Annotated in this window: 19 protein-coding genes; 11 read left to right on the top strand and 8 right to left on the bottom strand. The window is 71.1% G+C overall.

Annotation, left to right across the window (positions count from 1 at the left end; genetic code table 11):
• Nucleotides 1-9: 9 nt before the first annotated feature.
• From coaE to ASF60_RS16960, 5 genes are all read right to left on the bottom strand, one after another.
• Complete coding sequence (coaE, locus tag ASF60_RS16980) at nucleotides 10-651, bottom strand: dephospho-CoA kinase (protein WP_056188021.1); 642 nt, start codon at nucleotides 649-651, stop codon at nucleotides 10-12.
• A gap of 26 nt (nucleotides 652-677) precedes the next feature.
• The gene (locus ASF60_RS16975; RefSeq protein ID WP_056187551.1) at nucleotides 678-1,517 is read right to left on the bottom strand and encodes a shikimate dehydrogenase; all 840 of its coding nucleotides are present in this window, start codon (nucleotides 1,515-1,517) and stop codon (nucleotides 678-680) included.
• Complete coding sequence (locus tag ASF60_RS16970; protein ID WP_082508023.1) at nucleotides 1,514-2,491, bottom strand: cation diffusion facilitator family transporter; 978 nt, start codon at nucleotides 2,489-2,491, stop codon at nucleotides 1,514-1,516. The genes ASF60_RS16975 and ASF60_RS16970 overlap by 4 nt, the downstream gene beginning before the upstream one ends.
• An 88-nt stretch (nucleotides 2,492-2,579) precedes the next feature.
• Complete coding sequence (hemJ, locus tag ASF60_RS16965; RefSeq protein ID WP_056187544.1) at nucleotides 2,580-3,068, bottom strand: protoporphyrinogen oxidase HemJ; 489 nt, start codon at nucleotides 3,066-3,068, stop codon at nucleotides 2,580-2,582.
• Nucleotides 3,034-4,179, bottom strand: a complete 1,146-nt coding sequence (locus ASF60_RS16960) for a uroporphyrinogen decarboxylase (RefSeq protein WP_056187541.1) — start codon at nucleotides 4,177-4,179, stop codon at nucleotides 3,034-3,036. The genes hemJ and ASF60_RS16960 overlap by 35 nt, the downstream gene beginning before the upstream one ends.
• A gap of 668 nt (nucleotides 4,180-4,847) precedes the next feature.
• On the opposite strand from ASF60_RS16960, the gene ASF60_RS16955 reads away from it, so the two are divergent.
• From ASF60_RS16955 to ASF60_RS16945, 3 genes are read left to right on the top strand one after another with little or no spacing between them, the layout of a single operon-like run.
• Nucleotides 4,848-5,678 (top strand): pyruvate, water dikinase regulatory protein, encoded by an 831-nt coding sequence (locus tag ASF60_RS16955; protein WP_056187538.1) that lies wholly within the window; start codon nucleotides 4,848-4,850, stop codon nucleotides 5,676-5,678.
• A 13-nt stretch (nucleotides 5,679-5,691) separates the two neighbouring features.
• The gene (locus ASF60_RS16950; RefSeq protein WP_056187531.1) at nucleotides 5,692-6,309 is read left to right on the top strand and encodes a Maf family protein; all 618 of its coding nucleotides are present in this window, start codon (nucleotides 5,692-5,694) and stop codon (nucleotides 6,307-6,309) included.
• Between the two features lie 35 nt (nucleotides 6,310-6,344).
• Nucleotides 6,345-6,710, top strand: a complete 366-nt coding sequence (locus ASF60_RS16945) for a lysozyme inhibitor LprI family protein (RefSeq protein ID WP_056187528.1) — start codon at nucleotides 6,345-6,347, stop codon at nucleotides 6,708-6,710.
• A 56-nt stretch (nucleotides 6,711-6,766) separates the two neighbouring features.
• Here the strand turns inward: ASF60_RS16945 and hisG are convergent, their stop codons facing one another.
• The 3 genes from hisG to hemH all read right to left on the bottom strand — a co-directional run bounded on the left by hisG (nucleotide 6,767) and on the right by hemH (nucleotide 10,111).
• Nucleotides 6,767-7,747, bottom strand: a complete 981-nt coding sequence (gene hisG / locus ASF60_RS16940; RefSeq protein ID WP_056187525.1) for an ATP phosphoribosyltransferase — start codon at nucleotides 7,745-7,747, stop codon at nucleotides 6,767-6,769.
• The gene (locus tag ASF60_RS16935; RefSeq protein ID WP_056187522.1) at nucleotides 7,740-8,954 is read right to left on the bottom strand and encodes an ATP phosphoribosyltransferase regulatory subunit; all 1,215 of its coding nucleotides are present in this window, start codon (nucleotides 8,952-8,954) and stop codon (nucleotides 7,740-7,742) included. Before ASF60_RS16935 ends, hisG begins: the two co-directional genes overlap by 8 nt.
• 77 nt (nucleotides 8,955-9,031) lie before the next feature.
• A complete protein-coding gene (gene hemH, locus ASF60_RS16930; protein WP_056187510.1) occupies nucleotides 9,032-10,111 on the bottom strand; it encodes a ferrochelatase in 1,080 nt (359 codons plus the stop codon).
• 126 nt (nucleotides 10,112-10,237) lie between these two features.
• Here hemH and ASF60_RS16925 point away from each other — a divergent pair, with 126 nt between their 5' ends.
• From ASF60_RS16925 to ASF60_RS16890, 8 genes are all read left to right on the top strand, one after another.
• Entirely contained in the window at nucleotides 10,238-11,194 is a 957-nt protein-coding gene (locus ASF60_RS16925; RefSeq protein ID WP_056187506.1) for a class I SAM-dependent methyltransferase, read from the top strand.
• 196 nt (nucleotides 11,195-11,390) lie between these two features.
• Nucleotides 11,391-12,932: a bifunctional metallophosphatase/5'-nucleotidase gene (locus tag ASF60_RS16920; RefSeq protein WP_056187503.1), complete on the top strand. Its 1,542-nt coding sequence runs from the start codon at nucleotides 11,391-11,393 to the stop codon at nucleotides 12,930-12,932.
• Entirely contained in the window at nucleotides 12,932-13,645 is a 714-nt protein-coding gene (locus tag ASF60_RS16915; RefSeq protein ID WP_056187500.1) for a uracil-DNA glycosylase, read from the top strand. Before ASF60_RS16920 ends, ASF60_RS16915 begins: the two co-directional genes overlap by 1 nt.
• Nucleotides 13,646-13,733: 88 nt before the next feature.
• Nucleotides 13,734-14,144 carry a hypothetical protein gene (locus ASF60_RS16910; protein ID WP_056187498.1) on the top strand — a complete coding sequence of 137 codons (411 nt, stop codon included), beginning with the start codon at nucleotides 13,734-13,736 and terminating at the stop codon, nucleotides 14,142-14,144.
• Between the two features lie 147 nt (nucleotides 14,145-14,291).
• On the top strand, nucleotides 14,292-15,581 hold the full coding sequence (rlmN, locus tag ASF60_RS16905; RefSeq protein ID WP_056187495.1) for a 23S rRNA (adenine(2503)-C(2))-methyltransferase RlmN: 1,290 nt from the start codon (nucleotides 14,292-14,294) through the stop codon (nucleotides 15,579-15,581).
• A gap of 3 nt (nucleotides 15,582-15,584) precedes the next feature.
• A complete protein-coding gene (locus ASF60_RS16900; RefSeq protein ID WP_056187493.1) occupies nucleotides 15,585-16,115 on the top strand; it encodes a hypothetical protein in 531 nt (176 codons plus the stop codon).
• A 1-nt stretch (nucleotide 16,116) separates the two neighbouring features.
• A complete protein-coding gene (gene ggt / locus ASF60_RS16895) occupies nucleotides 16,117-17,898 on the top strand; it encodes a gamma-glutamyltransferase (protein ID WP_082508022.1) in 1,782 nt (593 codons plus the stop codon).
• A gap of 109 nt (nucleotides 17,899-18,007) precedes the next feature.
• Complete coding sequence (locus ASF60_RS16890; protein WP_056187490.1) at nucleotides 18,008-18,817, top strand: lysophospholipid acyltransferase family protein; 810 nt, start codon at nucleotides 18,008-18,010, stop codon at nucleotides 18,815-18,817.
• The last annotated feature ends 60 nt before the right edge of the window (nucleotides 18,818-18,877 follow it).

Raw genomic sequence — 18,877 nt, 5'->3', positions numbered from 1 at the left:
AAGATCGCGTCAAGGCGCGGACGGTCCGGCGCTCCCGGTCAATTGCCGGATGAGGGCCGCCACCTCGGCCTCCGCGTGCGCGAAGCCGAGGCTGGTGTCGAGGACGAAGTCGGCGCGCGCCCGCTTCTCGGCGTCGGGCCATTGCTTGGCGCGGATCGCCTCGAAGGTCGCGGCATCCATCCCGGGCCGGGCGAGCACCCGGGCGCGCTGCACCTCGGGCGGGGCGGTGACGACCAGGACGCGGTCGCAGCGCGCCGCCGCCCCGGTCTCGAACAGGAGCGGAATGTCGAGGAGCACCAGGGGCGCCCCGGCGTGGCGGGCGAGGAAGGCGCGGGCCGCCGCCTGCGCCAGGGGGTGGACCAGCGCTTCGAGGGCGGCGAGGCGCTCGGGCGCGCCGATGACGGCCTCGCGCAGCCGCGTCCGGTCGACGGAGCCGTCCGGCGCCAGGGTGCCGGGAAAGGCTTCGCCGATGGCGGGGGCCGCCGCGCCGTCGGCGCCGTAGAGGGCGTGCACGGCGGCGTCGGCGTCATGCACGGGTACCCCGTGCCGCGCGAACATCGCCGCGGTGGCGGACTTGCCCATGCCGATCGAGCCGGTGAGCCCGAGGACGACCGGGCGAGTTCCGGGGACGCTGCTTCCCGGGATGCTCATGCCCAGAATGCTCATGCCCGGGATGCTCATGCGGGGGCGAGATCCGCCACGATCCGGGCGCGCAAGGCCGGTGTCACGCGCGGGGTCACCCGGAACCAGCGGGCGAAGCCCGGCACCGCCTGATGCAGCAGCATGCCGAGGCCGTCGACGGCGGGAAGCCCGCGTGCCCGCGCGGCCGCCAGCAGCGGCGTCTCCAGGGGCGCGTAGACGATGTCGGCCACCGCCGCATCCTCGGGCAGGGGCAGGAGATCGAGGTCGAGGGGCGGGCGCCCGACCATGCCGAGCGAGGTGGTGTTCACCAGGAGCCCGGTGCGGGCCATCGCGTCCGGCAGGTCGTACCAGGCGACGGCCTCGACCCGCGCGGGATCGAGGGCGACCAGGGCCTCGGCCCGGGCCGGCGTCCGGTTCGCGACCCGGACCCGCGCCAGGCCGCGCTCCAGGAGGCCGACCACGATGGCGCGGGCGGCGCCCCCGGCCCCGAGCACCAGGGCGGTGCCACCGCCGCGCCCGGTCCAGTCGAGGCCGAGGCTCTGGTCGAGATGGGCCACGAAGCCCGGGGCGTCGGTGTTGTCGCCGCAGAGCCGTTCGGACCCGTCGAAGAACAGGGTGTTCACCGCCCCGATCGTTTCGGCACGCGGCGTCAGCGATTCGACCAGCCGGAACGCCGCCTCCTTGTGCGGGATGGTGACGTTGCCGCCGGCAAAGCCCTTCTCCCGCAGTGAGGCGAGAAACGCCGGGAACACCTCCGGTGTCACGTCGATGCGCTCGTAGCTCCCGGCGATGCCGTGCTCCTGCAGCCAGTGTCCGTGGATCAGCGGCGAGCGCGAATGCGCGATGGGATGTCCGACGACGAAGGCACGGATCATACGGTGCAATCTCCGGCCAGCGGGCAGGCGGGGCCGCCCGCCTCCTCGATCTGCAGGGTGGTGTGGCCGATGCCGAAACGGGTCCGCAGCTCTTCGGCGGTGGCGATGAGGAAGCCGTTGCCCGGGTGGCCCGGCCCCATCACGAGATGCGCCGTCAGGGCGATCTCCGTGGTGCTCATCGGCCAGATGTGGAGATCGTGCAGGTCGGTCACCCCGGCGCGGGCCCGCAGGTAGGCGCCCACCGCCGCCGGATCGATGCCGGGAGGCACCGCCGAGAGCGACATCACCACGCTGTCGCGCAGGAGGCCCCAGGTCGCCCAGATGATGAGACCCGCGATGACGAGGCTGACCAGGGGGTCGATCCAGGCCGCGCCCGTCAGCACGATGATGAGGCCCGTGACCACCACGCCGGCCGAGACCGCGGCATCGGCCAGCATGTGCAGATAGGCGCCGCGGATGTTGATGTCGCTGCCCTTGCCCGAGGCGAAGAGCCAGGCGGTGAGGCCGTTGATGAGGATGCCGATGCCGGCCACCACCATCACGGTCAGGCCCGCCACCGGCTGCGGCTCGGGGGCGAGGAGGCGGACGGCCGCTTCCCAAGCGATGGCACCGGTGGCGACCAGCAGGAACACCGCGTTGAACAAAGCGGCGAGGATCGAGGAGCCGCGCAGGCCGTAGGTGAAGCGCGGCGTCGGGCTGCGCTTCACCAGCACCGAGGCGATCCAGGCCACCAGCAGGCCGAGCACGTCCGAGAGGTTGTGGCCGGCATCGGCCACCAGGGCCATCGACTCGCTGGCGAAGCCGTAGATCGCCTCGATGACCACGAAGGCGACGTTGAGGGCGATGCCGATGGCGAAGGCGCGCCCGAAGCTGGCCGGCGCGTGGACATGGCCACCACCGCCATGCGAATGGCCGCCGCCCCCGTGGGAATGGCGATGGCCGTGATGATCGTGATCGTGCGCGTGCTCGGCCATCAACTCCGCCTCGGATCAGCTCCCTCCCCTCCCCGTTTGGGGACGGGAATGCGTCCTGCCTCGAGAGAAACGCCCGCGTTCGACACGATCACCAAAAACTCGGCTTCACCGCGGCCAGGATCACGATGAGGATCATCAGCAGCGTCGGCACCTCGTTGAGGATGCGGTAGAATTTCGGCGCGCGCGTGTTCCGGTCGGCGGCGAAGTCCTTGACCATCCGGGCGAGCCAGCCGTGGACGCCGCTCATGGCCAGCACCAGCACGAACTTCGCCTGAAGCCAGCCGGCCGCATAGTAGCCGCTCATCCAGGCGAGGGTCAGGCCGAACACCCAGGTGGCGATCATCGCCGGAGTCATGATCGCCTTCAGCAGGCGCCGCTCCATGACCTTGAAGGTCTCGGACTGGCCCGCCGCATGCGGTCCCGGCACCAGGGCGGCGTGGTAGACGAACAGACGCGGCAGGTAGAGCATCGCCGCCATCCAGGAGATGAGCGCGACGAGGTGCAGGGCCTTGAGCCAGGGGTAGAGCCCGTCCACGTCGGCCTCAGCCCCGCAATCGGGCGAGCATGCGCTCGACATGGGCGATCGGCGTCTGCGGCGTGATGCCGTGGCCGAGATTGAAGATGTGCGGCAGCCCTTCGGTGGCCGCCAGCACCCCGTCCACCGCCGCGTCGAGGGCAGCTCCGCCTTCGATCAGGGTTTCCGGATGGATGTTGCCCTGCGTCACCGTGCTGGCCGGCACCGTCTGGCGAAGCGCCTTGAGATCCACCGACCAGTCGACCCCGACCGCATCGGCGGCGGTCTCGGGCACCACGCGGGCATGGCCTTCGAGCCCGGAGCCGCGGGCGAACACGATGATCCGGGCGCCCGGCACCCGGGCCCGGACCCCGGCGATCATCCGGGCGATGGGCTGGAGCGACCAGCGCGTCAGGGCATCGCGCTCGGTCGCGTCCGGAAGCGCGCTCTCGGCGACCTCGTTGACGGCCTCCTCGGTGATCTCGCCGGCGCCGCGGGCGTCGGGCAGCGCGCCCGCATGCGACTCGAAGATCTGCACCGCATCGGCCCCGGCTTCGAGCTGACGCACGAGGTATTCGGTCTGCACCGTGACGAGGCGGTCGATCAGGGCCTCGACCAGGGCGGTGTCCTGCCGGGCCAGCGCCCGGGAGGGGGCGAGGTCCGGCGTGCCGCGGCCGCCGATCATGTAGCTCGCCACCGTCCAGGGCGCGCCGCAGAAGCCGAGCAGGGTGGTCTCGTGGGGCAGTTGCGCGCGCAGGCGCCGCACCGTCTCGAAGACCGGCTCCAGGTGGGCGAAGATCGCCGGATCGCCGGCCTCGCGCAGGCGCTCGAACTCGGCCCGGCCCGCCATGGGGTCGAGGCGCGGCCCTTCCCCCTCCACGAAGCGCACGGTCTGGCCGAGCGCGTCCGGGATCACCAGGATGTCGGAGAACAGGATCGAGGCCTCGAAGCCGAAGCGCCGGATCGGCTGCAGCGTCACCTCGGTGGCGAAGTCGGGATTGTAGCAGAGGTCGAGGAAGGAACCGGCCCTGGCCCGGACCTCCCGGTACTCGGGCAGATAGCGTCCGGCCTGGCGCATTATCCAGGCGGGTGGACGGGGCAGGGCCTCGCCCGCGAGAACCCGCAGGACCGCCCGGTCCTGTCCCGTGCGGTTCCCTGCAACTGCCTGGCTCATCCGATCTCCCGACGTCCCAATCCCGTGTGGCCGGTATGTAGCACCGAAGCGCCGGATGTCTTCCTCCCGAAATGTCTTCCTCCCGAAACCGTGTCGCTCGGAAAACCTCCTGTTCCGAAAGCCCTCCCTCTCCAAAATCCCGCCTCTTCCAAAATCCCGCCTCTTCCGGAAACACACGTCTTCCGAAAACCCGTGTCTCCCGAAAACTCTTGTTGGGTCCGGGTGCCTGATGGGCGCTCCGGACGTCATCCCCACACCGGCTCTCTAAAAGGAAAGAGAGATTCTAGGACTCTGTTTTTTCTTTTAGAGGGCTGGATGGCGGGACCGGAAAATCGTCCACAGGGCGTCCCCGCGGCCGCGGCGTTAATCAGGCTTTAACGGATTGGGTCCAATGTTCGGGATAGGTGATGGCCTACAGTGCCTTGCCCCTGCCCGGCGGCGCCCGACCGGGCTTCGGTCCCGGATTCTCCCAAAACCGCGCGGGAATCGCGCCGGTGTGATCGGGTGTTGACGCCGGAGTCGATAACACGACCCGGGCCCCCGCTGGACCCTTCGGGCAAGCCGGCTTATCCACCCTTATCGACTCCCCTGACCGAGCCCGGTGGACAAGACCATGACGGGTGATCGTCATGCATCCTGGACCTCAGGCCGGAGGAGACAGCCCTTCGATGAGCCGTAGTTATTTCCACCTGCATCTCGTGTCGGATTCCACCGGCGAGACGCTCATCAACGTGGGCCGCGCGGCCGCCGCCCAGTACGAGGGCGTCTCGGCCATCGAGCACGTCTATCCGCTGGTGCGCTCCGCCCCGCAGCTCGAGCGGGTGATCTCCGAGATCGAGGCCGCTCCCGGCCTCGTGCTCTACACCCTCGTCGGCCACGACCTGACCGAGCGGCTGGAGGCGGCCTGCCGCGAGACCGGCTCGCCCTGCCTCTCGGTGCTGCAGCCGGTGCATGCGCTGCTGCAATCCTATCTGGGAGCGGATTCGACGGCCCGGCCCGGCGCGCAGCACATGCTCAACGCCGAGTACTTCAAGCGCATCGACGCGATGAACTTCACCCTGGCCCATGACGACGGCAACCTGCCGCTCGACGTCAACGAGGCCGACGTCATCCTCGTCGGGGTCAGCCGCACCTCGAAGACGCCGACCGCGATCTACCTCGCCAATCGCGGGCTGAAGACCGCGAACTTCCCCCTGGTGCCCGGCATGCCCCTGCCCGAAACCCTGGAGACGGCGCGAAAACCCCTCCTGGTCGGGCTGCTCGCCAGCCCGGAACGCATCGTCCAGATCCGCCAGAACCGGCTCCTCAGCCTGAAAGCCGACGATTCCTCGCTCTATGTCGACCGCAGCGCGGTGGCCGACGAGATCGCCGCCTGCCGCCGCCTCTGCGCCAAGCATCGCTGGCCGACCATCGACGTGACCCGGCGCTCCATTGAGGAGACGGCCGCGGCCATCCTCGACCTGCACCGCGAGCACCGCCTCAAGTTCATCGCCTCCTGAGGGGCTGCCCCGCATGACGAGTTCCCTGTGGCGCGGGGCCCTGCCCCTCCTCCTCGCCTCCACCAGCCCGACGCGGCGCGGCCTCCTCAGCGGCGCGGGACTGGCGGTCGAGACGGAAAACCCCGGCGTCGACGAGCGCGCGGTGGAGGCGGAAGCGGCCGGGCTCGCCCCGGACGACCTGGCCCGGCGCCTCGCCGAGGCCAAGGCGGGCGCGGTCGCTGCGCGCCGGCCATCGCGCGTCGTCGTCGGGGCGGACCAGGTCCTCGCCTGCGACGGCACCTTGTTTCACAAGCCGGCGGACCCGGCCGCCGCGCGCGAGCAGATCGGCCGCCTCGCCGGGCGCACCCACGCGCTGCATTCGGCGGTGGCGCTGGCCATCGACGGCGGGGTGGTCGAAACCTTCGTGGAGACGGCGCGCCTGACCATGCGGCCCCTCACGGCGGCGCAGATCGCCGCCTATGTCGACTGCGCCGGGCCGGACACAATCCGGTCGAGCGTCGGCGGCTATCAGCTCGAAGGCCTCGGCATCCACCTGTTCTCCGCGATCGCCGGCGACCATTCGACGATCCTCGGCCTGCCGCTGCTGCCGCTCCTGGCGCGGCTGCGCGCCCGGGGGCTGCTGGGTTTCTGACGATTCCTCGATCCACCGACCCCGCGAGGCCCACCATGATTGCGACCGTCCGCCCTCTCCTCAAGGCCCTGCGCTTCGGCGCCCTGCCCCTCACGCTGGCAGCGGCCCCGGCCTCGGCCGCCAGCTTTCCCTGCGACAAGGCCGAGGCCGCCGACGAGAAGGCGATCTGCGCTCACCTGTCCCTCAACGACCTCGACGTGGAGATGGCCACCCGTTTCGAGATCCTGCGGGCCATGCTGCCGATGGGCGGCAATGCCAAGCTGCGCGAGGATCAGGAAACCTGGCTCACCGAGCGCCGCACCTGCGGCGGCGACGTCGCCTGCCTGAAGCAGGCCTATGAAGGCCGGCTCAAGACCCTGCGGGCGGTGTTTTCGGAATTCGCCAAGCAGGGGCCGCTGTAGCGAGCACGAGCGGGCGAGCAAACCCGCCGAGCGTGAAAAGAAAGCCGGCGAAATTCCTATCCGAGCCGGCTCAGCAAACGATCCATCAGCGGGTTGTCGGGGGTGAACGCGTAGTCGATCTTGCGCACGTTCACGGCTCCGGCCCCGGCCTTGACCAGGGCGTCGGCGAGCTCGAACACCGCGTCGACGGGGCAGTGCAGCACCATCTCGCCACGCCCCTCGGGGGCGCCGTAGGGCAGTTCGGCATCGTGCAGAGCGGCGATGCCGGCGAGATCGATGTCGCCGTCGTCCGGCATGGCGGCCCGGACCTCGCGGGTGGTGCGGGCCCGTTCCTCCGCCTGGATGCGGCCGAGCACCGCCCGCAGGGCCCGGCGCTGGGGCTCGCCCCAGGGGGCGTTGAGGGAGGCGACGAGGTTCGCCTCCGAGCGCAGGATGATCCCGTCCTCCAGGATCTTGAGGGCGTTGGCGGCCAGCGTCGCACCCGTGGTGGTGATGTCGACGATGATCTCGGCCGAACCCGCCGCCGGCGCGCCCTCGGTAGCGCCCAGGCTCTCGACGATGCGGTAATCCGCGACCCCGTGCTCGGCGAAGAACCGGCGCGTGAGGTTGATGTACTTGGTGGCGATGCGCAGGCGCTTGCCGTGGCGGACCCGCATCTCGGCGGCGACCTCGTCGAGGTCGCTCATGGCGCGGACATCGATCCAGGCCTGCGGCACGGCGACGACCACCGTGGCCTGTCCGAAGCCGAGCGGCGTCAGCAGCTCGACCTGACCGCGCGCGTCGGGCAGCGACTCGCGGATCAGGTCCTCGCCGGTGATGCCGAGATGCGCCGCGCCGCTGGCGAGCTGCGCCGCGATCTCGGAGGCCGAGAGGTAGCGCACCTCGACGCCGGGCACCCCGACGAGCTTTCCGCGATAGTCGCGGGCGCCGGTGTTCTGCGCCAGCTTGAGGCCCGCGCGGGCGAAGAAGGCGGCGGCGTTCTCCTGCAGCCGGCCCTTGGAGGGAACCGCGAGGACGAGGGAATCCGGTTCAGCCACGGGCTGCCTCCTTCACGGTTTCGGCGTCCGCGGCGACCCGCGAGAGCCAGACGGCGCAGCCGACGGCGGGGACCGGCACGGGGCTTCCGAGATGCTGGAGCAGGCCGTCGTAGCGGCCGCCGCCGACGAGCGGCAGCTTCGGCGCACCGGGCGCCGTGCCCTCGAAGATGAAGCCGGTGTAGTAGTCGAGGTTGCGGGCGAAGCCCCCGGAGAACCGGAAACGCGCGACGGGCAGGCCGCGGGCGGCCATGAAGCCGGTGCGCTCCTCGAACAGCTCCAGCGCCGCCTCCAACGGGGGATGGTCCAGGCCGGCCTCGCGGACGAGGTCGCGCATGGCGGCGGCGGCGGTGTCGGGGTCGCCCTCGATGGCGCGATAGCGCTCGACCACGGCCCGGTTCTCCGGGTTGAGCCCGGAGCCGCCGCTGGCCTGCGCGGCGGCCTTGGCGAGGAAGCGCTCGGCGATCTCGCCGGCGCTGCGGCCGCCGACCCGCGAGATCCCGGCGATCGACAGCACGTCCTCCACGAAGGCGCGCACGCCCTTGGGGTCCTGGCCCTGGATCGCCGCGAGGAGGCCGGCATGCGGGTCCTCGGTGCGCAGGCCGTTGGTGACGGCATCGAGGGAGCGCCCGGCCGCGAGCGCCCGCAGGGTGCGGCGCTTGGCGGTCGGCGGCACCGCGAGGGCGTCGAGCAGCGCGTCGATGAGGCCCATGTCACCGAGGCGGACGGCGACGTCCGGGCGTCCGAGCAGGGCGAGACCTTCCAGGGCGAGGCCGATCACCTCGGCATCGGCGGCCGGCGTGTCGGTGCGCCCGACCGATTCGATGCCGGCCTGGAGGAACTCGTCGGGCTCGTCGCCGGCCAGCCGGAAGACCGGCCCGAGATAGCTGTAATCGGCGCTGCGCGGGGCCGTGGGTGCAGGCGACGAGGCGCCTGTGGGTGCCGAGAGTTTCGGCACGTGCGCGAGATGGTGGCGGCACACGGGGATTGTGAATTCCGGCCGCAGGCAGAGTTCGCTGCCCGAGGCGTCCTGGGTCACGAAGATGCGTCGGCGGATGTCCTCGCCCGACAGTTCCAGGAACGGCTCCACCGGCTGCAGCACCGGCGGCGTCACGACGCCGTAGCCGGCGCCCTGGAAATGGGCGAGCAGGCGCAGGTGATCCTGCGATTGTTCGCCCGCGGTTCCCCCGCCTGCCTCCGGTCTGGTCATCGTGTCGCCTGCCGCCTCATCGGGGGCTCTAGTAGCAACCGACTCGGCGCTTGGCGATGGCCCCGGCGCCGCGCGATCTAGAGCCAGCCCTGCAATTCGCGCCGGACCACGGTCTCGATCACCGTCATGCCGAGATCGCTGTCGTTGAGGCAGGGGATGTAGGCGAACTGCTCGCCGCCATTGTCCTCGAAATAGTGGCGGTTCTCGCCGTCGAGCTCCTCCAGCGTCTCGAGGCAATCGGCGGTGAAGCCGGGGGCCACGATCGCCATACGCTTGACGCCGCTCTTGGCGAGGGTCTGGACGGTCTCGTCGGTATAGGGCCGCAGCCATTCCTCGTTGCCGAAACGCGACTGGAAGGTGGTGCGCATCTTGTCGGTCGAGAAGCCCAGGGCCTCGCGGATCAGGCGGCCGGTCTTCACGCACTGGCAATGGTAGGGATCGCCCTTGAGCAGGTAGCTCTTCGGCACCCCGTGGAACGAGGTCAGGATCACCTCGGGCTCGAAATCGAGCTTGGCCAGGCCCTCGCGGATCGAGGTCGCCATCGCGTCGATGTAGACCGGGTCGTCGTGATACGGGGCCGAGACCCGGACCGTGGGCTGCCAGCGCATCTGCATCAGGGCCTTGAAGGCCTGGTCGCAGGCGGTGGCCGAGGTCGCGGCCGCGTATTGCGGGTAGAGCGGCACCAGCAGGATGCGATCGCAGCCCTGGTCGAGCAGGGCCTGGATGCGCAGGCGCACCTCCGGCTTGCCGTAGCGCATGGCCCAGTCGACCACCACCGAATCACCCATCGCCGCCTGCAGCCGCTCGGCCTGGCCCCGCGTGATGGTCTTCAGCGGGCCCTCGTTGCGCTCGTTGTTCCACACGCTGGCATAGTCGCGGCCCTTCGGCCCCGGCCGCTTGGTCAGGATGATGAGGTTGAGGAGCGGCCACCAGATCAGGCGCGGCACTTCGATGACGCGGCGGTCGGACAGGAATTCCTTGAGGTAGCGGCGCATCGGCCAGTAGCTCGTGCCCTCGGGCGTCCCGAGGTTCATCAGCAGCACGCCGACCCGACCCCAGCGCACCGGCGGATGCTCGGCCGGCAGGGGCGCGTGCGTGGCGGTGGTCGGGAGCGACAGGCCCTCCTGCGGGGACGGCGGTGCGACGCGTTCGTTCATCGGGTTTCCGTAACGCCCGGGCAGCCGGGCTCGAGGGAGGCGCAGATGGGGACAGGTTGTGTCGGTGCCCATATCGATCTAGAGCACGGAGCCTTCCAGCGATCACGCGATGGATGAAGGCGCGACATGCCGTCTCCCCGGTACTTCTTCAACCACTTCATGCCCTTCACGGGCTATCCCTATACGGGAGGACCGACCGCCTGCAATCTTTGCGGATCGGCGGAATCGGTGGTGGTGGCCGAGAGCGACCGGCGGCTGAAGATCCTGCGTTCCATCGCCTGCCGCCAGTGCGGCCTGATCCGCACCGACCCGATGCCCACCCCGGCCGAGCTGTCGGATTACTACGCCAACGCCTACCGCGCCGATTACCAGCTCGCCTTCGCGGGCGGCCCGCCCCGCGTCCACCTCAAGCGCTCCGCCCGCGAGGCCGCCTTCCGCGCCGGCCTCCTGGCGCCCAAGCTGAAGCCGGGTGCCCGCGTGCTCGATTTCGGTTCCGGATCGGGCGAGTTCCTGGCCGAGGCCCGCGCCAAGGGCTGCGAGGCGATCGGTGTCGAGCCGGGGCGCGACTACGCCAACTACGCCCGCGCCCATCACGGCGTCGAGGTGCTGGACGACGCCGACGAGGATGCGCGCTTCCCCGAGGGGTATTTCGACGTCGTCACGACGCGGCACGTGCTGGAGCACCTGCGCGACCCCGCCGACGTGATGGAGCGTCTGGCCCGCTGGCTGAAGCCGGACGGCGTTCTCTTCGCCGCCGTGCCCGACATGGCCACCACCGGCAAGCCGGCGCATGAGCGCTTCCACTTCGCCCATGTCCACGGCTTCGTGCGCGAGACCTTCGACCTCAACGCCCGCCGGTCCGGCCTCGTGCCCCATCCGGATTACCCGCGCGAGAACACCGCGGTGGTCTACCGCAAGACCGATGCCCCCCCCGTGGCGCTGGCCTGCCCCGGCCTCGCCGAGCGCCTCGCGGTGGAACTGAAGCCGATGCCGCCGGGCGTCTTCCTCGCCTCCGGCGCCTGGCTCTGGCCCATGGTCCGCCGCAACGCCAAGGCCGTTCGCGACACCTTCGTGTCGCGCTGAGGCCGCGCGGGCAGAGCCTCGATCCACCTTCCCCGAAGATTCACCTGTCCGAAACGAGCGCGCGGCCGTGACAGTCGCGCGCGATCCTCGCGGGCTCGGCCCCGACCGTCATAGCGGGATCATCGATGGCGGCCTAGAAAACCGATCGGACGGCGGTCTTCCGCCGGGCCGCCCGCGATGCCGCCAGGACGACCCCATGCCGAGCCCCAACCGCCGCCAGACCTTCGGCCTCGGAATGGGCCTCGCCGCCGGCTTGAGCGGCCCGGCCGTAGCTGCCCCTGTTCCTGCCCCTGTTCCTGCCTCGCTGCCCGATCCGACCTTCACCCTGCTCCTCGTCAACGACGTCTACCAGATGGCCGACATCGACGGCCGGGGCGGCTTCGCGCGGCTGGCCGCCATCGTGAAGGCCGAGCGGGCGCGGGGGGTGCCGATGCTCTACGCCCATGCGGGCGACACCCTCTCGCCCTCGCTGATGTCGGGCTTCGATCGCGGCGCCCACATCGTCGAACTCCTCAACCTCGCACCGCCCGACGTGTTCGTGCCGGGCAACCACGAATTCGATTTCGGCCCGGCGGTCTTCGCCCAGCGCATCGGCGAGGCGACCTTCCCGACGCTCGCCGCCAACCTGCGCGACGGGGCGGGCCGGCCGCTCCCCGGCCTGCGCGACCGCATGGTGGTCACCCTCGGCGGCATCCGGGTCGGCGTGGTCGGCATCGCGCTTGCGAGCACGCCGGAGAAATCGCAATCGGGCGACCTGCGCTTCGGACCCGAGATCGAAACCCTGTCCCGCGAGGTCCAGGCCCTGCGCGCCGAGGGCGTCGACCTCGTGGTCGGGGTCTGCCACACGGCCCGGCCCACGGACGACGCCATCGTGGCGGCGCGCCTGGTGGACATCCTGCTCTCGGGCCACGACCACGACCTGATGCTGCGCTACGACGGCCAGACCGTGATGGTGGAATCGAGCTTCGACGCCCATTACGTCACGGCCATCGACGTCACCGCGACGGTGACCGGAACCGGCAAGACCCGCAGCGTCGCTTGGCGCCCGAGCTTCCGGGTCCACGACTCGGCCCAGGTGGTCCCCGATCCCGAGACCCAGGCCGTGGTGCGCCGCCTCGAAGCTGCTCTGTCGCGGGAACTCGACGTCCCGGTGGGCGAGATCCGCGGTCCCCTCGACAGCCGCATCGCCACGGTGCGGGCGCATGAGGCGAGCTTCGGCAGCCTCGTGGCCGACGCGATGCGGGCCTCCACCGGTGCCGCGATCGCCATCACCAATGGCGGCGGCATCCGGGGCAACCGGGTCTATCCGGCGGGGGCGACGCTGACCCGCCGCGACATCCTCACCGAACTGCCCTTCGGCAACACCGTCGTGCTCGTGGACCTCAGCGGTGCCCAGATCCATCGCCTCCTCGAAGGCGCGCTGTCCGACTGGGGCCGCCCCGCGGGCCGTTTCCCGCAGGTCTCCGGCCTCGTGGTCACCCTCGATCCCGCCGCGCCGGCGGGGAGGCGGATCGTCGACCTGACCGTGGACGGACGGACCCTGGCGCCGGAGGCGACCTACACGGTCGCGTCGAACAACTTCCTGTACGACGGCGGCAACGGCTACGGCGAACTGGCGCGCGGCCGCACCCTGATCGGGCGGACCGACGGCAAGCTCGTGGCCAACGAGGTCATGGCCTATATCCGGGCCAACGCCCCGCTCCCCGCCCCGACCGAGGGGCGCATCCTGGTCCGCTGATGCCCGACACCCCCGTCGCCGACGCCCTCGCCCGGTTCCGAAGCTCCGGTTCGCCCTGGCTCGCCCTGCCGTTCTTCGCGGACGGCTCCGCCGAGGCGGTCGCCGCCCGGGTCGATGCCCGCATCAAGGCGGGCGCCACCGTGCTGCCGGCGCCGGACGCCATCTTCAACGCCCTCGCGCTGACGCCCCTGGATCGGGTCAAGGCGGTCATCCTGGGCCAGGACCCCTATCCGACCCCCGGCGACGCCAACGGCCTCGCCTTCTCGTATGTGGGTCCCCGCCGGCTGCCCGCCTCGCTCAAGGTGATCCTGGCCGAATTGCCGCCGGGCACCGGACCGTCCACGGAGTCGAGCCGGTCCCGGAGCGGAGACCTGACGCCCTGGGCCAGGCAGGGCGTGCTCCTCCTCAACGCCGCGCTGACGGTGGAGGCCGGCAAGGCCGGCGCCCACCTGCGCTACGGCTGGTCCGCCCTCACCGATCAGGCGGTGGCGGCGATCTCCGCCCGCCCGCAGCCCGCCGTGTTCCTGCTCTGGGGCGCACAGGCCCGCGCCCGGGCCGCGCTGATCGACGGGGAGCGCCACGGCGTCATCGCGTCGGGCCATCCCTCCCCGCTCAACCGGGCGCGGGATTTTCCGGGGTCCCGGCCCTTCGACGCCGCCAATGCCTGGCTCGAGGCGCACAGCCTCGCGCCGATCGACTGGCGGCTCCCCTGAACCGCCGTGCGGTTTGACGACGGGCCGGCGCGATCTATCTCACGCCTCTAAGCGGAGCTTAAGAATCCGCGATCGAGGAAACCCGCCCATGTTCGTCCGTTCCCTGTCGGCCGCCGGCCTCGCCGCGTGCCTCCTGCTGCCGGCCTCCGCCCAGGCCCAGATCCGCAACGCGCCGTCGCCGCGGGCGCTGGAATTCGCCGCCTACATCTTCGCCGCGTCCAACGTCTGCGGCTATCGCATCGGCACCGAGGAGTTCGATGCGCTGCTGGAGAAGCAGAACGTACGCGCGGCCGATGTCGGTCCGCGCGGACCCTTCGGCGGACGGGTCCAGACCATCTTCGCATTGATGTCGAACCAGATGCAGCTCAACCGCGAGAAAGCCTGCCTCGCCGTGGCCGGCGAGTATGGCCCCGAGGGCACCATCACCAAGAACGTTCTGCTGCCGGCCTCGGCCGAAGCGCCTCCGGCGCCGGCACCGGAAACCAAGCCGGCGCAATAGATTGTTTGCCGGCTCATAGACGTCGGTTGACGGGGCACGGAGGCGGGGTCGCCGGTTATGATCCCGGCACAGACCTCACCCGCATTCGCGTTTCGGCCCTGAATCACCTATATCGGACCCATTCCAAGTCCGAAGGTTCAGTCCATCATGGCGACGGCGTCGTTCGACACCGCCCGGCGCGACGCGAGCGCCGTTTCCGCAATCGAGAAGCTGCCCGAGTTCGAGCCGCAGGCGGCCCCGCTCGGGCGGGCTTCCCTCGTGGGGCTCACCCGCGAGCAGCTGAAGGCCCGGCTCGGGGCCATCGGCGTCTCCGAACGCGAGCAGCGCATGCGCTCGGGCCAGATCTGGCACTGGCTCAACGTGCGCGGCGCCAAGGCCTTCGACGACATGACCAATGTCGGCAAGGGCCTGAAGGCTCAGCTCGCCGAGGCCTACACCCTCGACCGGCCGGAGGTGATCACCGAGCAGGTGTCGCGCGACGGCACCCGCAAGTGGCTGATGCGGATGGCGCCCACCGGAAAGCACGACCACAATCGCGGCGCCGAGATCGAGTGCGTCTACATCCCGGGGCGCGGGCGCGGCACCCTCTGCGTCTCGAGCCAGGTCGGCTGCACGCTCACCTGCTCGTTCTGCCACACCGGCACCCAGCGCCTCGTGCGCAACCTGACGGCGGCCGAGATCACGGCGCAGCTCGTCGTGGCCCGCGACCATCTCAACGACTGGGCCGGGCAGAACCCCTCCGCCCCCGGCGAGGACGAGACCCGGCGCAAGGTCACCAACATCGTCTTCATGGGCATGGGCGAGCCCCTGTACAATCTCGACAACGTCGTCGATGCCGTCGGCGTCATGGCCGACCAGGAGGGCCTCGGGCTCTCGCGCCGGCGCATCACGGTTTCGACCTCCGGAGTCGTGCCGCAGATGCAGCGCCTCGGCGACGAGGCCCATGCCATGCTGGCGATCTCGCTCCACGCGGTGCGCGACGACCTGCGCGACACCCTGGTGCCGCTGAACCGAAAATATCCCCTGGCCGAGCTGCTGGCCGCCTGCCGGTCGTATCCGGGCCTGAACAACGCCCGCCGCATCACCTTCGAATACGTGATGCTGAAGGGCATCAACGACACCGACGCGGATGCGCGCGAGCTGGTGCGGCTGCTCAAGGGCATCCCGGCCAAGATCAACCTGATCCCGTTCAATCCCTGGCCGGGCAGCATCTACGAATGCTCGGACTGGGAGCGCATCGAGCGCTTCTCCGAGATCGTCTATGAAGCCGGCTACGCGTCGCCGGTCCGCACGCCGCGCGGCCGGGACATCCTCGCCGCCTGCGGGCAGCTCAAGAGCGAGACCGAGAAGCTGCGGGCCCGCGCCCGCATGATGCTGGAGGATGGCATCGGCGCCGAGGGCGTCTATGCGGGAGCCGACGACGGCGACGACGACTGACGGGTGCGTCTCCTCGGGCACCTCTTCGTCGCCGCTTTGGCGCTGGTGCTGGCGATCCCGTGCGGGGCCGCCATCCTGGCCCTCGGAGCGATGCTCGACCCGGAGACCAGCGCGGCCCTGTCGCGCCTCGGCCTCGTCGGCCTCTTCGCGGGCCTGACCGACCTCGCCTCGGGCATCGGCCCCGAGACCCTGCTGTTCGCGTTGGCCGCCATCGCCCGCGCGCTGTTCGTGCTCCTCGTGGTGCCGCCCGTGCTGGTGGCGATCCTCGGCACCGTCCTCCACTGGCGCGCCGCCACCTGGTACGGCGCCGGCACCGGCCTCCTCACCGCCTGCCTGCCCTGGCTGGCCCGCGGCCTGTCGCGGCCGGGGACGGGCTCCGAGGCGCTGGCCCTGGAGGGCCGCATCACCGCCGTGCTGTTCCTCACCGGCGCCGCCTCCGGCCTCGTGTACTGGCTGATCGCCGGCCGGCATTCCGGCGTCCCTTCCGGCGTCCTTTCCGGCGCCCCTTCCGACCGCGACAACGGACGTGCCTGACATGCGGCTCACCCCTTCGCGCCTCGGCCTCGCCCTGGTCCTCGCCGCTTCGGGGCCTGGCGCGGTGCAACAGGGTTTGGCGCAGGGGACCGTTGGGGAGTCCGGCGCCGCGCAGGCCGCACCCGAGCCGCCGCCGATCCAGTCCGACGACGCCCGCCTGCTGCCGGTGCTGGGCGCCCACGGCATGGTCGCGTCGCAGGAGGCGCGGGCCACCCGCGTCGGCGTCGAGATCCTGAAGGCCGGCGGCAATGCCGTCGACGCCGCCGTGGCGGTGGGCTTCGCCCTCGCCGTCACCCTGCCGCGCGCCGGCAATCTCGGCGGCGGCGGCTTCATGATGATTCACCGGGCGGAGGGCGACGAGACCATCGCCCTCGATTATCGCGAGACCGCTCCGGCCGCAGCCCGCTCGGACATGTTCCTCGATGCCGGGGGCGAGCCCGACCGCGCCGCCTCCACCCGCACCGGCAAGGCGGTGGGCGTGCCCGGCACCGTGCGGGGCCTGGCCGAGGCGCATCGTCTCTACGGTTCGGGCCGCTTCACCCTGGCCGCGCTGATCGCCCCGGCGGAGAAACTTGCCCGCGACGGCATTCCGGTGGAGTCGGGTCTCGCCGATTCGCTGCCCCGCGCCGCCGGGCTGCTCGGCCGCTGGCCGTCCTCGCGAACGATCTTCTTTGCCGGCGACAAACCCCTCCAGCGCGGCGACCGTCTGGTCCAGACCGATCTCGCCGACACCCTCGCGGCCATCGCGGCTTCCGGCCCGGACGCGTTCCACACCGGCCCCATCGCCGCCCGCATCGCCGCCTCCGTGCAGGCGGCCGGCGGCGTGATGACGGCCGAGGACCTCGCCGCCTATCGCCCCGTCCTCCGGGAGCCGGTGCGCGGCACCTACCGGGGCTACGCCATCGCGTCGATGCCGCCGCCGAGTTCGGGCGGCATCCACCTGATCGAAATCCTCAACGTGCTGGAGGGCTTCGACCTCGCCCGCATGGGCGCGGGGAGCGCCGACGCCCTCCACGTCCTGGCCGAGGCGATGAAGCCGGCCTATGCCGACCGCGCCACCTGGCTCGGCGATCCGGCCCGCACCCAGGTCCCGGTGGAGGGGCTGATCGCCAAGCCCTACGCGGCGGGCCTGCGGGCCGGCATCGACCCGGCCCGCGCCCGGCCCGCCGACGCGGTGAAGGCCGGCGATCCCCTGCCCTTCGAATCCGACCAGACCACCCATTTCTCGGTGGTGGACGGAGCCGGCAACGCGGTTTCGAACACCACTACGCTGAACTTCTCCTACGGGATCGGCCTGGTGGCCGAGGGCACCGGCGTGCTCCTGAACAACGAGATGGACGACTTTTCGGCCAAGCCCGGCGCCCGCAACGCCTACGGCCTCGTCGGCAGCGTCGCCAACGCGGTGGCGCCCGGCGCCCGGCCGCTCTCCTCCATGACCCCCGCCTTCGTGTTCCGGGACGGCCGCCTCGTGCTGGTGACCGGCAGTCCCGGCGGCAGCCGCATCATCTCGACGGTGCTGCAGGTCATCGTCAACGTCCTCGACTTCCGCATGAACCTCGCCGAGGCGGTCGCCGCCCCGCGCATCCACCACCAGTGGCAGCCGGACGTGCTGATGGCCGAGGAGGGCCTGTCGCCCGACACCCTGGCGCTCCTGCGGGCGCGCGGACACCGGATCAAGGTCGGGGCCACCTCCGGCTCGGCCAATTCGATCCAGGCCGCCGACGGCCTCCTCGCCGGCGCCGCCGATCCACGCCAGCGCGGCACCCTGGCCGACGGCTACTGAGTACCGGGGCGGACCGGGACCACCCAGCCTCGGTTGGCCTGCGGCCGCACTGCGCGCTACAGGAGAGTCGGGCCGCGCCCCGTTCCGGGGTGTCTCATCCGGGTTCCCGATGCTTCTCGTTCGTTCGCTCGCGTTCAACCTCGCCTTCTACGTCGTCACCACGATCATCGCGATCGCCGGCCTGCCGACCCTCGTCTCCCGTCGGGCGGTGATCCGGCTGGCGCAGGTCTGGGGCCGCGTCACCCTGTGGCTGCTGCGCGTGCTCGGCGGCGTCCGGGTGGAGTTCCGCGGCGTCGAGAACATCCCGCCCGGTCCCCTCCTGGTGGCGGCCAAGCATCAATCGGCCCTGGAGACCCTGGCGCTGGTCACCGCCTTCCCGGATTTCGCCTACATCCTCAAGCGCGAGCTGCTCTGGATTCCGCTGATCGGCTGGTACCTGTCCCGTGCCGGCATGGTCGCCATCGACCGCAGCAAGGGCGCCCGCGCCATGGCGACGATGAACGAGGCCGCCGCCGCCGCGATCCGGGCGGGCCGCCAGCTCATCATCTTCCCGGAAGGCACGCGCCGCGCGCCCGGAGCCCCCCCAGCCTACAAGCTCGGCATCACCCACCTGTATGCGGCCCTCGGGGTGCCGTGCCTGCCGGTCGCCCTCAACACGGGCCTGCACTGGCCCCGCCACCGGCTGGTGCGGCGCCCCGGAACGTCGGTGATCGAGTTCCTGGCCCCGATCCCGCCCGGCCTGGATCGGCCCCGCTTCCTCGAACTGGTGCAGGACCGGATCGAATCGGCCTCGGACGCGCTGGAAGCCGCCGGACGGGCCGAACTCGCAGCCGGCGGCCATCCCGTTCCGGGTGCTGGTCCGGGATCCGAGCCCGACCTTCGGACACGGGTGGACCGGACGGGTTCGCCCGTCGCCTGAGGACGTCTCCGGCCTGTGCATGGCTTGTGGATAACTCCACTCATCCCCATCTCATTGGAG

Source organism: Methylobacterium sp. Leaf113 (assembly GCF_001423325.1).
In the GTDB taxonomy this organism is placed as follows: Bacteria; Pseudomonadota; Alphaproteobacteria; order Rhizobiales; family Beijerinckiaceae; genus Methylobacterium.
The sequence above is the reverse complement of the archived record's forward strand: the minus strand, read 5'-3'. Positions and strand labels throughout refer to the sequence as shown.